Origin of the sequence: Pacificoceanicola onchidii, assembly GCF_004804335.1 — a bacterium.
In the GTDB taxonomy this organism is placed as follows: Bacteria; Pseudomonadota; Alphaproteobacteria; order Rhodobacterales; family Rhodobacteraceae; genus Pacificoceanicola; species Pacificoceanicola onchidii.
The window spans coordinates 46,617-60,707 of the sequence record NZ_SRXY01000014.1; the positions used below are offsets into that span (position 1 = coordinate 46,617).

12 protein-coding genes and 1 pseudogene are annotated in these 14,091 nt (G+C 63.9%); 1 reads left to right on the forward strand and 12 read right to left on the reverse strand.

Going from position 1 to position 14,091, the window contains the following annotated elements; all coding sequences use genetic code 11:
* Positions 1–4: 4 nt before the first annotated feature.
* The 12 genes from E4662_RS23690 to E4662_RS23745 all read right to left on the reverse strand — a co-directional run bounded on the left by E4662_RS23690 (position 5) and on the right by E4662_RS23745 (position 13,166).
* Positions 5–1,345 (reverse strand): hypothetical protein, encoded by a 1,341-nt coding sequence (locus E4662_RS23690; RefSeq protein WP_136444123.1) that lies wholly within the window; start codon positions 1,343–1,345, stop codon positions 5–7.
* On the reverse strand, positions 1,338–1,919 hold the full coding sequence (locus tag E4662_RS23695; RefSeq protein ID WP_136444124.1) for a hypothetical protein: 582 nt from the start codon (positions 1,917–1,919) through the stop codon (positions 1,338–1,340). The genes E4662_RS23690 and E4662_RS23695 overlap by 8 nt, the downstream gene beginning before the upstream one ends.
* Positions 1,916–3,436 carry a hypothetical protein gene (locus tag E4662_RS23700; protein WP_136444125.1) on the reverse strand — a complete coding sequence of 507 codons (1,521 nt, stop codon included), beginning with the start codon at positions 3,434–3,436 and terminating at the stop codon, positions 1,916–1,918. The genes E4662_RS23695 and E4662_RS23700 overlap by 4 nt, the downstream gene beginning before the upstream one ends.
* 61 nt (positions 3,437–3,497) lie before the next feature.
* Positions 3,498–4,487 (reverse strand): OmpA family protein, encoded by a 990-nt coding sequence (locus E4662_RS23705; RefSeq protein WP_136444126.1) that lies wholly within the window; start codon positions 4,485–4,487, stop codon positions 3,498–3,500.
* A complete protein-coding gene (locus E4662_RS23710) occupies positions 4,484–6,103 on the reverse strand; it encodes a bifunctional trypsin-like peptidase domain-containing/SEL1-like repeat protein (protein WP_136444127.1) in 1,620 nt (539 codons plus the stop codon). The genes E4662_RS23705 and E4662_RS23710 overlap by 4 nt, the downstream gene beginning before the upstream one ends.
* 24 nt (positions 6,104–6,127) lie before the next feature.
* Positions 6,128–7,549, reverse strand: a complete 1,422-nt coding sequence (locus E4662_RS23715) for a trypsin-like serine peptidase (RefSeq protein WP_136444128.1) — start codon at positions 7,547–7,549, stop codon at positions 6,128–6,130.
* Between the two features lie 74 nt (positions 7,550–7,623).
* A complete protein-coding gene (locus E4662_RS23720) occupies positions 7,624–8,379 on the reverse strand; it encodes a hypothetical protein (RefSeq protein ID WP_136444129.1) in 756 nt (251 codons plus the stop codon).
* 89 nt (positions 8,380–8,468) lie between these two features.
* Positions 8,469–9,926 (reverse strand): trypsin-like serine peptidase, encoded by a 1,458-nt coding sequence (locus E4662_RS23725; RefSeq protein WP_136444130.1) that lies wholly within the window; start codon positions 9,924–9,926, stop codon positions 8,469–8,471.
* Positions 9,927–10,175: 249 nt separating this feature from the next.
* Entirely contained in the window at positions 10,176–11,174 is a 999-nt protein-coding gene (locus E4662_RS23730; protein WP_136444131.1) for a C1 family peptidase, read from the reverse strand.
* Positions 11,171–11,443: a hypothetical protein gene (locus E4662_RS23735; protein ID WP_136444132.1), complete on the reverse strand. Its 273-nt coding sequence runs from the start codon at positions 11,441–11,443 to the stop codon at positions 11,171–11,173. Before E4662_RS23735 ends, E4662_RS23730 begins: the two co-directional genes overlap by 4 nt.
* The gene (locus E4662_RS23740; RefSeq protein ID WP_136444133.1) at positions 11,436–11,936 is read right to left on the reverse strand and encodes a hypothetical protein; all 501 of its coding nucleotides are present in this window, start codon (positions 11,934–11,936) and stop codon (positions 11,436–11,438) included. The genes E4662_RS23735 and E4662_RS23740 overlap by 8 nt, the downstream gene beginning before the upstream one ends.
* 63 nt (positions 11,937–11,999) lie before the next feature.
* Positions 12,000–13,166: a replication initiation protein gene (locus E4662_RS23745; protein WP_420819284.1), complete on the reverse strand. Its 1,167-nt coding sequence runs from the start codon at positions 13,164–13,166 to the stop codon at positions 12,000–12,002.
* A 741-nt stretch (positions 13,167–13,907) separates the two neighbouring features.
* Here E4662_RS23745 and E4662_RS23750 point away from each other — a divergent pair.
* Positions 13,908–14,091: pseudogene (locus E4662_RS23750) on the forward strand (AAA family ATPase); the annotation flags it as partial.

The window sequence follows — 14,091 nt, forward strand, 5'->3', positions numbered from 1 at the left end:
TCCTCTACATCATCTCGAATTTCAATACGGTCTTCAGGGTGCTGTCGGGATCAGCCCGCACGGCGCTGAAATCCCCCACCGGGTAGCTGCGCCGGGTTGGCCCGACCTGCTCCATCAGCCGCGCTTTCGCCGCCGCGCAATCCGCCCCGGCGCAATCGGCCACGGCGATGGTCGCCTTGCCGCTGCGGTCCGCCAGCGCGCGCACTTCGAAGTCCAGCGCCTGTGGCACGCCCGGTGTCAGCGCAAGGTCCTTCACCGGAACCTGACCGCGGTAGATCACCACAAAGGCAGTCCCCTGCCCCGCGTGATCCAGCGTCAGCCGCACGGTCTCGCCCGGCATGAACGGATTGCCCACCGGCGCGTCATAGGTCTTCTCGCCGCGCACCAGTTGCACATCAACACTCAGCGCCCCGCTGTACACCACGGGCTCCGGCCCTGGCGCGGCATCCGCCGTCTGCTCTGCGGGTTCCGGGTCAGGCTCTGGCGCGGCATCCGCGGTCTGCTCCACCGGCTCCGGCTCCGGCGCGGGTGTCTCACCCCCGCCATCGGCCACCACTGCAGGCGGCACACGCAGCAGCGCGTCCTCTTGCGCCTGCCACTGGCCAAAGGCGAACAGAGCCACCGCTGCGCAGGCTCCCAGCGCGATCTTCGGCCATGTGAGCCAGCCCTTTGCCTCCGGCCCCTGCGTCCCACCGCCGCCGTCCCGGCCCTTCGCCCCGATCAGCCCATCCGCGAGCGCCTCGGCCAGGTTGGAGGTCTCGACAACCGTCCAGCCTCCCTCGGTCAGCGCCGCAATCAGCGCCGCCTCTTCGCCCTCATGGGTCTGCCGCGGCACCACCAGCAGCTTCTGCCGATGCTGCCCGAACAGCGCCTCACCCTCCGCCAGCACCGCCCGCAGCTTGGCCTCCAAACCGCCGACATTCTGCCCTTCGTCGTTCAGCACCAAAGCGCCCGACCCATCCGGCGTGCCGGTGGCGACAATCGCCAGATCGGTTTGGCCGTTTTCATAATCGCTCCCGAACAACTCCGGGCGCGTCGCCGCCAGCGTATCGGCGAGCATCGCCAGCATGCCGTAGCTTTCGCCCACGTAGCTGCGCCGCTCCTCTGGGTTGAACGTCACCCGAACCCCGCTGCGCTGGCTCTGCACATGCTCCGGCCAGAACGGCCGCGCGGTCATCTCGCGGAAATAGTTCACCGTCTCTTCGGTGTCCTTCGGCGCGTGGCAGTGGCGGGCAAAGCGAAAGCCGTCCTCGCCATCCTCAAGCCGGACCGTCACCCGCACCAGCGCGCTGCCGCCCGGGGCCACCACCGGAAAGGCGAAGGCTCTGTTGATCCGATCAGCCATCGCCCGTCCCCCCATCAATCGCCGTCAGCGGCACCAGCACCAGACCATCCAGACGCAGCCCGATCGCGCGGCCTTCGGCCACCACCGCCTGCGGCCCATCCGGCAAAGACCAGAAGTCATCCAGCACCCCGTCGCGCGGCACCGCGCCGCTGATCCAGACCCGGCCCAGATCGTCGTAAAGCTCGACCTCGGCCCCCACCGGCAATTGCAGCCCGGCGGCGTCCAGAATGATCTGCCAGCCATCCCCCAGCGGCTGAATCTCGAGTATCAGCCCGGACAGCCCGTCAATGTGGATCGGCTGACGCCGCGCGGGCGAAGCTGCCCGGCGCAGATGCGGCGCTTGCGGCAGGTTCGCCACCCGGTCCAGAAGCGCGGCACGCTCGGCTTGATAAGCCTCTTCGAACATCCGCCGATTGAGCGGCGAGCCCATCAAAAGCGCCCGCGCGGTTGCGTCCATCGCCGCCTTCCCGGACAGGATCTCCTGCCAGAAGGCCACCGGTTTCACCTCGATCTCAAGGTCTTCGGTCTGGGTTTCAAACGCTGCAACAAGCATATCGGTAAAATCCTGTGTCATTTGGCGTCTCCTTGCGCCGCGGCGGCAAGGCTCTTGAGCCGCGCGCCGATGAATGTATGGGCGGCCACCAGATAGGGGCCAAATCCTGTGTCTTCCGGCGTCGCCCAGCTGGGTTTGCCAGACTGGTTCGTCGCGGCTTTCTTGGGAATGGACGGGTTGCTGGCGCTGAGCGCGGTCAGCCGCGCCGCCAGCCCCTTCACCATGTCCTTCCACTTCACCAAAAACGCGTTGCGCGCGCCGGGGTTGCCGTCTTTCAGCTTCGGCAGGCTGTCATGCAACAACGCCATGCCAAGCGTCTCTTCGCCGGGCAGGTCGCTGTTCAGATGCCGGGCAACCAGAACGCTTGAAGTCTTCTGTTTCGGCTCCGCCAGAAAACCGGCGCGCTCCAACTGCCGATCCTCAATCGCAGCGATCTGGTCCGAATAGCCGGCCTTCTGATAGCCCATGGCGTCGGCACGGGACTCCGCGTCAACAAAGTCAAGCAGTGTCGCATCGCCATCGTCTCCAAAGTCCGCATCCAGCGAATCCGCCTCGCCCACGAAGCTCAGGTGCCGCAGCTTGGTCCAGGGCACCGCTTTGAGCGCGTCCGGATCAAAGGCTTCTTCGCCACGCTCCGGCGGGGTCGAACCGGCCACCGCCGCATAATAAAGCTCCAGAGCCGAAAGGATGCGCAGCGGATTATGCACCGCCCCGCCGCCGCCCAGATCAACCTCCATCACAAAGGCCGCGCGGCCCCGCTTCGGCGCTTTTGACCATTCCACAGAGCGCTCCCGCGCCGTCCGCACAAGCGCAAAAGCCTGGCCCGCAAATTCTGTGTCCCGCAAAGGGCCCGGAACCTTCTGCACCCGGCGCTCTTCAAGAACCACGGAAAGCCCGATTGCCAGATCCGCCTTGCAGAGCATGTCCAGCGCCGCGACATTGTCCGCCGCTTCCAGCGCGATGGCGCGGGCAAAGGCATCCAGCCCGCCCAGGTAATGCGGCAGATCCGCCGCCTGTGCGCCGGACACCTGAGGATACCCCAGCACGTTCAGCGCGGCAAAAACCTGCACCTTGGGGCAGGTCTGGTATTTGAAGGCGTTTCCACCAATCCGGGCCAGATCTTTTCGGCTCTCAGCCTGCAGAAACTGCGGCTTGGTGCGCAGATCCTGCGCCAGCAGCTTGCAGGCTTCCGGGATGAAAATCCCGGCGAAATCCAAAACCGCCACTTCGAAATCGGCGCGCATGTGACCTCTGAAACCGGTTCCCAGCCGCGCCAGCGTCGGGCCCGAAAATTCCCGGAACCAATCATTGGCCAGCCCGCGCCCGCCATTTTCGTCGTACATGTAGCCGCGCCATGCGGGGTCTTTCGCGCTGTCACTTGCCAGAGCTGCCTGCCGGATGCTTTCAAAACCATCCGTCACCGCTTCAAGCGCCCGCAACAGCGCCTTGCGAACCGGCACAAACCCCTCTGACCCATAGAGCAGTATCTCGCGGATGATCTGCCCCTCCCGATCCTGACCGGGCCCAAATTCTTTCATGACCGTACTCCTTTTTCCTCTCCCTTCGTGGTCAGGGGGAGGGTCTCAGTCAAAAACACGGTCACTCGTGGCGAACCTTGAAAACCTCGCAGACAACCCCCGGCGCGCCGCAGCGCGCCATGCCGGTGCTTGGCAGGTTGACCGGCTTCGGTGGGCGGCGTTTCGGCGCGATTTCCAGCCGTTCCTGCAGGCCCGCGCTCAGCCTCGGGCAGGCCGCCCGCGTGCAATCCACATGCCGCAGCCGGATTTCCTGCCACGGCGCCCGCCCGGTAAACTTGAAGTTCCGGTCATGCGGCACCCGCACGAGGCCCCCCTCGGGCAGCGGATAGGTCGCGACGGGCTCGAACCGCTTTTGCCCCGCCTCACGGATCTCCACGTGCAAGAGCCCGCCCCGGCTGGCCGAAGCGCACAGAAACACCGGCAAGCGCCGATCCACCACGTCACGCGGCAGCGCCCACCAGGCGCCGCCGTCCTCTGCCACCATCAGCCGATGCGAGAGCCTGTGCCGCTCCCGCGCGGCGATCTCCAGCGCCTCCCATTGCGCCGATCCCACCGCGATCCGCCGGATTGTCACCCGCCGGTTGTCCGCATGATCGGGCCTTTTGGGATACAGGAGCCGCCGCTCACCATAGGCCCGCCATGCAATCCGGGCCTTGGCAATCCCGCGCCGCGTCATCGCGCTTTGCACAACCTCCGCCCTGCGCTCCGACAGGTCCATGTTGTGCGCATCACTGCCCGGCGCGCTGGCGTGGCCTTCGATCACAAATGTGTCGTGTCTGAACTCCGAATGCCCCAGCGCCCGCGCCAGCACATCCATCTGCCCAGCCGCCGCCGGGGTCAGCCGCGCCTTGTCGTTCTCGAACAGGATGTTCGGAATATCCACCGCCACCGACCCGGCACAGCCGTATTGCACCGGCGACGTGCCGAGCGCCTGCACCAACATGCCTTCCGCTTCCCCTTCGGGTTTTCCGCCAAGGCGATGCACCGATTGGGCGTAGACAGACGATCCCAGACAAACCCCGAGAACCAAAGACAGCCACAACCGGATCATGGGCCAAACTTCTCCAGGTTGTCGCAGCCGGTCTTGCTGCCGCCGTCACAGGCCTGCCGGAACAACGCCACCGCCCGCACCTTATCCTTCGCGATGCCCTCGCCCATGTAATACTGCCGCCCCAAACCATTGCAGCCGTTCGCATAATCTCCGTCACAGGACTTGCGATAGAGCGTTACGGCACGCGCGGGATCCTGCGGCACCCCCCGCCCCTGCGCATAAAACAAGCCGAGGTTATAGCAGCCCTTCAGATGGTTCTTGTCACAGGCCTTTTTGTAGTAACCGGCCGCCTTCTCGAGGTTCTCCGGCATGCCGCGTCCATTGGCGTGATACACCGCAAGCCCGGTACAGCCTTCCATGACACCGCCGTCACAGGCGCGTTCATAGAGCGCAGCAGCTCGCTTGAAATCCTGTGGGACCCCTTCGCCTTTCCCGAGCATCACCGCCAGGTTGCTGCAACCGGTCATGTTACCGCCGTTGCATCCCAGCGTCGAGAAAATCGCCGCTTTCTCGGCGCTCTTGCTCACCGTATCGCCGCGCCAGTAGCGCACGCCAAGCCGCGTGCAGTCGATCGCCCGGCCCTCAAGGCACTTCTTCCGGAACTCCTCTGCCTTCCCGGTCAGAACCTCCCCACCCGCTATGGCCTCAAGCGACAAGACATTGAACGTCCCGTCCGCCTTCTCCTGACAGAAATACCCCTCCGGCACCGCAATCCGCGCGCACAGCCCCTGCGTTTCCACCAAAGGCGGGGCGGAGGTCTCTTCCTCTTCCGGCTCAGGCGGGACAAATACGTCATTCAGAATCTTGCTGGCCCGGACCAAAGCCGCCATGCGGATAGCCCGGTTCACCTGCCGCCCGCCAAGCAAGGCCCCGCCCCAGAAGTGCAGCCCGACGATCTGCCCTTCGCTGGAAAACACCAGCGAGCCGGACGAGCCCGCCAGAGTGGCACAGCCATGCACCACGTCTTCGCCATCCATCGGCACTTCGTGATCGGAACGGCAACGCCCGCGTGACAGGTGCAGCGGTTGCCCTTCGGGATGGCCAATGACCACCAAAGGCTCCCCCGGCCCCGGATCACGGATCGCAAGACCCAGCGGCTGATGCCCCTTCAACGGGCTCTCCAGCCGCAGGATCGCATAATCCAGCGTGTCTTCACTGCCCCGCTCCACCGGGGTCAGCGACACCGGATAAGCCGTCACCACATTGCGCCGCCGCGCGTCGCGATAGTTCGGCAGAAACAATACGGAAATCGCCCGCAGCCGCCCGCTCGATTTCAAACAATGCGCATTGGTCAGAACATAGCGCGGCGTGATCGCCGTGCCGGTGCAGGCAAGGCTGATCGGCTGGCCGTCCGCATCCTTGGCCGCCGTCATGATGTCCAGCCGCCCGGTCATCTTCGCCACCCGGTCAATCCAACCCGAGCGGATGCCCAAGGTCTCCTCGAACAGCCCCAGCCGCCGCGCCTCTTCCATGGCGTGGGACGGCAGCGCCTGCCGCTGTCCAAACCCCGGCACGCCAAAGCCACCCGGGGGCAGCTGAAACGGCCCATTGTCCTGCGCCGCAGCGCCCTGCGCCAATCCCAGCGCCATCAATCCGGCAGTCAGAAGTCTCAACATGGTGGGTCTCCTTTTGGGAATAGGTCAGGGGGAGGCTACGCGCACCCGCTCAAGGTACTCGGCCACGGTCAATTCAATGCCTTCGGTGGTGTCGACGATGTACGCGATGTCTTCGACGGGGAGGCAGGTGTTGGTTGTCAGAAAACCGGCATTTGCGAGTGCGTCAAAAACCGGTTGTTGCGAAGAACTGTTCAACAAGGTGAGGCCAACCCAGTATTCCAGCCCAGTGCCTTGCTCGATGGCGGCAACCACCGGAGCCATCCTATGGACCCGATCAGACTCAATGTATTTGGCATAATCCTCAGGAACGGCCCCAAGCATGGGTGTCGGGTAATCCTCGGATTCCTTGTTCAGGTAGATCGTTTCCTTACCATAGACCTGCCCGCGCCGACCCCAATGAAAGTACCTGATCCTTTCCGCAGTCTTGCGAACACTCAAAAACCGCCCCGCGCTATCTGCAATATCAACGTAGAGCCGGTTGACTTTAAATCCTCGGACAATTGGAAAGGCATCCTGCACCCTATCCTTCTTATCCACACCAAGAAGACACAGCCCCTCCGCCCCGCGCGTATCGCGGCTGCGGGCCACCTGAAGCGCCTGAGGGCGGGTCGCCGCATCGCTCAGCACCTGTCTGAGCGTCGGGCTTTTCTCTACCAGCGCCGCCATGCTCACCGCATAGCCCACGGCGCGCCCGCCGATATTGGCACCGCCAATGTGATGCAGCCCGACAACGCTCCCATCGAGTCCAAAAACAAGCGAGCCGGATGAGCCTTGCCGCGTGGCGCAGCTGTGCACGATCTGCACGCCTTTTGTAGGCACCTCCGGGTCCGACTGGCACCCGCCGCGGGAGAGCTTCAGGGGCTGCGCTTCCGGGTGGCCGATGATCACCAACGGCTCACCCGCCATGACCGCCCGGTACCCAAGGCTGGGCGCGGCATACCCTGCGAGAGGCCGTTTCAGCCGGTAGATGGCATAGTCCATCTGTCCCGTTCCCCGCTCAACGGGCGTGAGATCCACCGCGTGTGCGGCGTCCTCGGGATCGCGGCGACCATCGCGAAATTCCGGGAAGAAACTCAGCTTGACCGCGCGTTCGTCACCCTTGTGTTTGACGCAATGGGCATTGGTGAGGATCAGATCCTTCGCAATCGCGGTTGCGGTGCAGGTAAAGGCAACCGCCTCGCCCCCTTCCCGCTTTGCGGTCTCGCTATCGAGCCGCCCGGTCACCTGGGCCTGCCGGACGAACCAACCCGCCCGCAGCGCCACCGTGTCCTCGAACCGTCCGAAGCGCTGTTCTTCGCGCAACCGCGTCGAGGGCACCGCCTGCGGCGCGCCCTGCGCCAACACGCCGAAGCCCCCGGCTGGCAGACGGTAGCGGCCGTCTTCCTCGGCCGCCCCCTGAGAAGCCCCCAGAAGCCCGGCCAGAACACACAAAAAGCCTTTCATCATGATGCTGTCCCCCTCACACACATTGTCCGCCACCGGTCCAGAGCCTAGACCGGTGGCCCTTATGCTGACAAGCGTCAGTTCGCCGCTTCAGCCCCTTCCATCAACCAGGCTTCAAAGCCCGCGTCGCCCTTCGGTGCACGCGACTCCGCCGCCGCCAGCTCCTCGGTGTTGCGCAGCAGGCGGTCCACCGCCTTGGTGCCGGTCTCCCCGGCGCGCAGCACATCGTCGATGGCCTGCAGATCAGAGGTCAGCAGCGCGTAGTTCTGCTGCGCCTCGATCAGCGCCATCTTCGACGGCAGGATCGACAGGGTCGCGCGGATTTCCGAGCGGCGGGCGATCAGGTTGCGGCGGGCGGTGCTCAGGTTGTCATGCAGCCCGTCCGCGTCCGCAATCACCGCATCCAACCGCTGCCCTTCGACAAAAAGCAGCTCCAGCTGATCGCGGAACGCGTCCCGCGTCGGATAGCTCGCCCCGGCGAAACGGATCGGCCCGTTGCCCACCGTCCGGTTGAGCAGACGCTTGCCCTCTTCGAGGTAGAGACGGTTCTGCCCGCGCAGCGCCTTGTTCCGCGCCAGCACCTCCGCCGCGCGCCCAAGCTCCAGATCCAGCCGCTCGGACGAGCGCTCCAGATCGCGGCTCAGATCCTTCAACTTCGCCTCCTTGCGCGTCAGGCACGCCTGCGGGCGCGTCTCGCAGTCGGGCTGGGTCAGACGCTCCAGCGCCTGCGGGATCTGATCCATCACATTGGCCGTCGCCTCGGGCGCCACAACGCTCCCCGTGGCAGCAATAAGGGACAGACCAACAACACCGGATGCAATAGTTTTCAACATGGGATTTACCTCCTGATATAACCGCCGGGGGGTTTGATCCGGCGTCTGCCAAATCATCAGGGGGAGGGGTCACCCGGAAAGTTTTCCGGCTAGTCGCAGTCGCACATTTTGGCCAGCGAAGCCCGCGTTCCCGGACCCCATTGACCATCCTCGGTCAAGCGCCGTGACGGCGCGCCTGCGTTATAGAGTTTCTGCAATCCCAAAACAGTGTCCCGCGTCAAATGACGGCCGTTCTCAAGCACCATGGGAGCGCCCAAATCCAGGCTGCGAAAAAACATCTCCTCCGCACCTTCTGCCCGTCGGCTAAACCGCGTGTTGCCAACCGCATATGCCCAGTTCTTTGTCTCCAAATGAACCCCAACCGTCGCACAGGCGTTTCCGTCCCCAACCTTGCACAGACGCTCGGCTTCCCTGATTGCCTTCAAGGTATTGGAAGAAAAGAACTTTAGATCTTTCAACAGAGCCCGATTGCTCCTGACCAATCCAAAGCCGGGTTCATCCATCCAGTCCGATCGCCTCAGAACCGCGTTCGCCCCGGCTTTGAAACCGCTAGTAAGAGGCGGCGCAGGGGCGCGCGCACTGGGTTTCGGATCACTCGGCAGCGGGGGTGCCGAACCAAATGCCCCAGAAGACGCAGGATCAACGTGGAATGCTCCACTTTGTGGATCAACCGGAAAATCATCCGCATAAAGCGCGCCGGACCCCTGTCCCTGCAACCGGATCACAGGGGCGGCATTCGGGTCTTCTGTCTTCCTGCCCTGCCCCACAAACGCCGCCCAATCCAGCGCCGTCAGCCGCAAGGCCCGGTTCCCTTCGGACGTCCATTCCTTGTGCAGCCCGACAATCTGCTTCGGATCATCCGCCGAGAACAACAGCGCGCCGGAACTGCCCTGCTCCGTATCACAGCTGTGCAAAAGCTCTTGCGCCCCCGCGCCAAACCCGGCGGTCGCCACACAGCCCGCCTGCGTCACGTGCAAAGGCTGCGCCAGGGGATGCCCCACCACCAGCAAGGGCTCGTCCCGGCGTGGCGCGCGCACCTGCCAGCCGGGATCAACCCAGCCCGGCACCGCGCGGTCCAGCGTGAGCACTGCGTAATCCATCCGGTCATGGCGCAGCACCGCGCCTTTGACCGCAAACCGCCGCGCGCTGTCCTTGTCGAGTACCGACAGATAGCCCAGTTGAAACTGCGCCGAAATCGCCCGCGCAGGCCCCCGCTCGGGGTAGCAATGGGCATTGGTCAACAGCCGGTCCGCCGCGATCAGCGTGGCCGTGCATTTCAGCGCCTTGCCAGCGGCGGTCTTCACATCGAGATAGCCGACATATCGGATCAACGGCCCCAGACGGCTGGAGGCGCGATAGCGCCGCATCGGCTCGAAATTCGCCTCGCTGCGAAAGCCGTTGCGCGCCGCGTATCCCGTGGCCTGCGGCAATCCGAGACCAAGCTGGCCGTAAGTCTCTCCGGGGGTTTCCATGGGCTGCGCCGAAACAGGGAGCGCCCAGCCAAAGGCAAGGCTGAGCGCGGCTGTCTTGATGATGTTCAGGACCATGTCACGGCCTCCCCTGCCCTCTTTGCCCGAAATTGGGCTAACTCTCTCGACCTTATGGACGCAACAGAGGTTCGCACCCGACCTCGAGGGCGGTCAAGAAAGACTCATTGACCTCTCCCAAAAGAACCCTGGTTTCGCCCATGCGCCGCTTCCGCCACTTCGCACCCGCCCTGAGGGGCGCGGTCGGGTGCGAACCGGATCGCAAGCGATCCGGGGCAAAAAGGGACAGGGCACCGCCCCCTTCCCCACTCACCGCAACAACCAATACGCCTCAAACAGCCGCTCCGCGCTGGCCAGATAGGCATAAGGGATCAGCGCATGGCCCTGATACCCAAACGGATTGTCCCGCGCCCAATCCCCCCAGCTGTTGCGCACCACGAAATAGCCGATGCCAAAGGGGTTCGCCGGATCTTCCGCGTCGCGATAGCCGACAACCACCATGGCATGACCATCCACCATCGCCTCGCCCGGCAGGTTGAGCCGCAGCATCCCGGTCTGTTCCGTGCTGTAGCTGTCATAGCCTTCAAACAGCCCGACCGAAATCGGCACCGGATCACCGCCGCGTTGCGGATCCAAAGCGCCCGAGACAATCGCCCGGATCAGATCCACCACATAGCCAAAGTCCTCGCCCGGCGTCAGCAGATCAACAAAACCGTCGATCTTCCACGGCTCCGCCAGATGCGCCCTTGGGGCCAGAGCCCGCGCCTTGAGCCAATCTGCATAGCGGTAATCCGGGGCGCGCAGATGCCCGGTGCGATAGAAATGCGACAGCGCGTAATACTGCCGCGTTCCGTCCTCATGCGGCTCGCCATCCGCCTCTTTCGCCGCGCGATGGGCGGCCCAGGGCGACATCGGCTTGCCGGTGCGAAACTGCAACGAGTCGCTGGTGGCAAAGCCCACGCAGACGCCGTGTTGCCCCTGATCCCCCACTTCGGGGAAAGCCCCCACCAGCGAGGAGGAGGTTTTCAGCCTGCCCAGCCCTTTCAGATGCGCCAGCAGCTTCGCGTGCCGGCCAGCGCTGCCCGCACGGGCGCGCATCAGCGGGCTACCGGGATTGACCCGCCCGCGCGCGCCCATGGCACGGCCCTGCCCCGCGCGGCGGGTCTCCATCTTTGGCATCAGGCCCGGATCAACGCGCGCATCACGCCAGTCCTGCGGCACCTCCGCCAGCTGCACGTCGGTGACAATGCCCTGCGCCCGCAGCTCTTGCTGCACGTCCTGCGGCAGCCCGTTCAGAAATTCTGTCATTGCGTCTCTCCTGTCTTCGGCAGCCGCACGCCGCCCACCGGATGATGTCCTTTTGCGCGCGCCGGGCCGGTCATCCCGTCCAGCTTTGCCGCAATCTCTGTGACCCGCGTCGCCACCTCCCCGGCAATCGCCGTGTTGAAGCCCGGCGGCAGGTCTTTCAGCGCCTCGATGAAATCCCGCGCCTGCTCCGGCCCGTTCACCGCATAGGCCCGACACAGCGCCGCAAATGCCGGTTCCTCGCGCAAAAGCGCGGCCCAACCCTCAGCCATGGTCCCGCTCCTTGTCTTCAATGAAGTCATGAATGCTCAGCATCCCGTCCGGCCCCTGCCCCCGCAGCGCAAAGCGCCGCTGCAGGTCCGGCCAGATCACAAACGGGGCCATGGCGATGGTCGAGACCACCATCATCTCGAAGATGCTCAGCCCCAGATGCGCGCTCAGGGCGAACAGCAGCGGCAACAGCACCGCCACCGGCGCCCAGACAAAGGCAATCGCCGCCGTGGCGATGGCCGCCAGAAAACCACCCGCGCCCAGCACCCAGAAAGAAAGCACCAGCACAAAGCCCGCCGCACCCTTGCTGCGCGGCATCGTGGGCAGGCGATCAAACGCCCGCCCCAGACCCCAAAGCGCCATCACAAGAGCCGCCTGCTGCAGCCAAAGCCCATCGCTCCGGCCCACACCGCCCAGCGTCAGGGCAACCGCAACGGCCACCGCCGCAAAGAGCCCCGCCCCCTGACGCAGCCATGGAATATCAAACATCGTCATACCATCCGTCTCCTGTCTCATGTCCTACGCCGGACAGATCAGGGGGATGGTCAGTGCGGGAACCTAAATCCCGTCAAACGCGCCCGGCTCCATATCCTCCCAAAAGGCAAAAATCGCCTCCGCGTTCAGCGCCGACATCCAGCCGTGTCGTTCAAAATCCGTCCGCAGCGCCGCCTCCGCCAGTTGCCCGAGGAAAAGCCGCCGATCCGCGTCCCTCTGCGTCGGAGAGCGTCCCGCCACCAGCTCCTGCACCCGCCGCAGCCGCGCCGCCCGCCCGCTCAGCACCGGCGCCGCCTCCGGACCAAACCCATCGCGCAGCGCCGCGCTCAGGTACCGCGCCGGGCTCTTCACCCCGTCCTGCGCATCGACAAAGGCCACCTTCTCGGCCACCACATCCTCGCCATGCTGCGCAATCCATTGCCGCGCCAGCCGGTCACTCACGCCCAATTCGATCAGCCGCGCATAAACCGCCCCGCCGCGCACACCGGTCCCATCGTCGATATTCATCATCGCAAGCTGCGGGTTCCGCGTGATCCGAAACCGAATATCCGTCACGGACCGCCCCATCTTCCGCGTCTCGGGCGTCACGATGATATCGGACACCTTGTTCACCTCTGCCACCGCGGGCTTGATGACCTTGGCATTGAGCTGCTTGAAACTCTTGTAATACTCCGAGCCGTCCACCCCCATCAGCCGCCGGAACACATCCAGTTCCCACCAACCCGTGCTGCCCGTATTCACAAAGCGAAAGCAATTCTCGTACAAAGCCAGCGCATGCCCCCCGGTAAACTGCCGCTGAATATTGAGGTTGATCAGCGCAAAAACCTTGGGATCGTGCAGCTTCTCCGCCAGCGCCGGGCTATACGCATACTCGCACACCCCATCCTTCAGCTTGGCATAAGACAAAAGCGCCGAAACACCCCACTCCTGCCGCCCCTTTTCATCAAGCATGTCCCATTCGGCCACCGTTTCCGCGAGGCCCCGCAGCGCCAGTTTCAGCGTCTCGGTGTCGTTGGAATTATAGCCGATCATCAGGCAGAGCGTCCGCGCATCAATCCGGTGCGCCGCGCGGGTGATCAGCGTGTCATAGGCGTTGAGCAAAAGCACATTGCTCAGCTTGCGCTGGAGAAGCGACAGCTTGCCCGAAACATGGATCGCCGCCACGTTCTTCTTCACGCTCTCGCGCCGCAGCGCCCCGGTCAGCGTGTCCTTGGGAATATCCTTGGCCACGCTCACGTCTGGCCGCCTCGTCGCAACAAAGGTTCGCACCCGGCCTCGAGGGCGGGCCAAACCTTTTGTACTGTCATCACTTCAAAGCATCTACGCCGAGCGTATTCGACACGTTCCGCCACTTCGCACCCGCCCTGGGGGGCGAGGTCGGATGCGAACCGGATCACTGCGCGATCCGGGGGCAAATAATTTACGGTTGCAAACTGCTCTATCGCCATATCAGGCACCTCTTGATGGGCACCGGCATTATCGATCAAAAGGCACCCATCATCAACCGCCGCCTTGGTGCCTGTCAAACCGCCCCTCAGGTCCCGTAAACAGGTCCCTTTTGCCTCTTAGGGACCCATCTACAGGATCGCCTCTGGCACCTCACCCCACAATTGCGGGGCTTTCCTCTGCCAGACTCCGTCCTAGACTCCTTTCCCGAGTCTCAGTCCCTCAATCCCTGAGAATCAGCACCCTTTGCCCCGTGTGCGGGTCCCCTTGTTCCCGTATCTTGGTCCCTTTCATCCCGTGTTCTGGTCCCGGAACCACATTAAAACCATGAATTAAATACGTTTTCTCAGGGCAAAGATTCTAAAGACTCTTAAAGATTCTCAAGCTTTGAGGTGTTCTTTCTGATCAATTTCTTAAGGCAAAGACCGGTTTCGCCGCGAAACCATCAAAACGATTCACATCATGCCCCCCATGTGCGATAGTTTCCCGCATATAGTGCAAACAAACGCACATCATGAGGATAACATGAATTCCGCAGGCAAGCCCCCTCCCCCGCCCTATTTCAACATTGACCCGAAAACTGCCGCCGAAGGGCTCTCTGAGCCTATCACCACGGGCCGATTCGCCAAAGCCGCCGCCTTCGCCGCCAAGGGGCGCGATGATCTCGCGCGGCGCGGCTATATGCCGGACGGCAAGAAGCGCCTCCGCC

What these genes read in the sequence shown, in the direction of transcription:
- E4662_RS23730 (WP_136444131.1), bottom strand. Translation starts at nt 11,174, where the DNA reads ATGACAGAATTTCTGAACGGGCTGCCGCAGGACGTGCAGCAAGAGCTG.
- E4662_RS23715 (WP_136444128.1), bottom strand. Translation starts at nt 7,549, where the DNA reads ATGATGAAAGGCTTTTTGTGTGTTCTGGCCGGGCTTCTGGGGGCTTCT.
- E4662_RS23735 (WP_136444132.1), bottom strand. Translation starts at nt 11,443, where the DNA reads ATGGCTGAGGGTTGGGCCGCGCTTTTGCGCGAGGAACCGGCATTTGCG.
- E4662_RS23695 (WP_136444124.1), bottom strand. Translation starts at nt 1,919, where the DNA reads ATGACACAGGATTTTACCGATATGCTTGTTGCAGCGTTTGAAACCCAG.
- E4662_RS23725 (WP_136444130.1), bottom strand. Translation starts at nt 9,926, where the DNA reads ATGGTCCTGAACATCATCAAGACAGCCGCGCTCAGCCTTGCCTTTGGC.
- E4662_RS23690 (WP_136444123.1), bottom strand. Translation starts at nt 1,345, where the DNA reads ATGGCTGATCGGATCAACAGAGCCTTCGCCTTTCCGGTGGTGGCCCCG.
- E4662_RS23720 (WP_136444129.1), bottom strand. Translation starts at nt 8,379, where the DNA reads ATGTTGAAAACTATTGCATCCGGTGTTGTTGGTCTGTCCCTTATTGCT.
- E4662_RS23700 (WP_136444125.1), bottom strand. Translation starts at nt 3,436, where the DNA reads ATGAAAGAATTTGGGCCCGGTCAGGATCGGGAGGGGCAGATCATCCGC.
- E4662_RS23740 (WP_136444133.1), bottom strand. Translation starts at nt 11,936, where the DNA reads ATGACGATGTTTGATATTCCATGGCTGCGTCAGGGGGCGGGGCTCTTT.
- E4662_RS23705 (WP_136444126.1), bottom strand. Translation starts at nt 4,487, where the DNA reads ATGATCCGGTTGTGGCTGTCTTTGGTTCTCGGGGTTTGTCTGGGATCG.
- E4662_RS23710 (WP_136444127.1), bottom strand. Translation starts at nt 6,103, where the DNA reads ATGTTGAGACTTCTGACTGCCGGATTGATGGCGCTGGGATTGGCGCAG.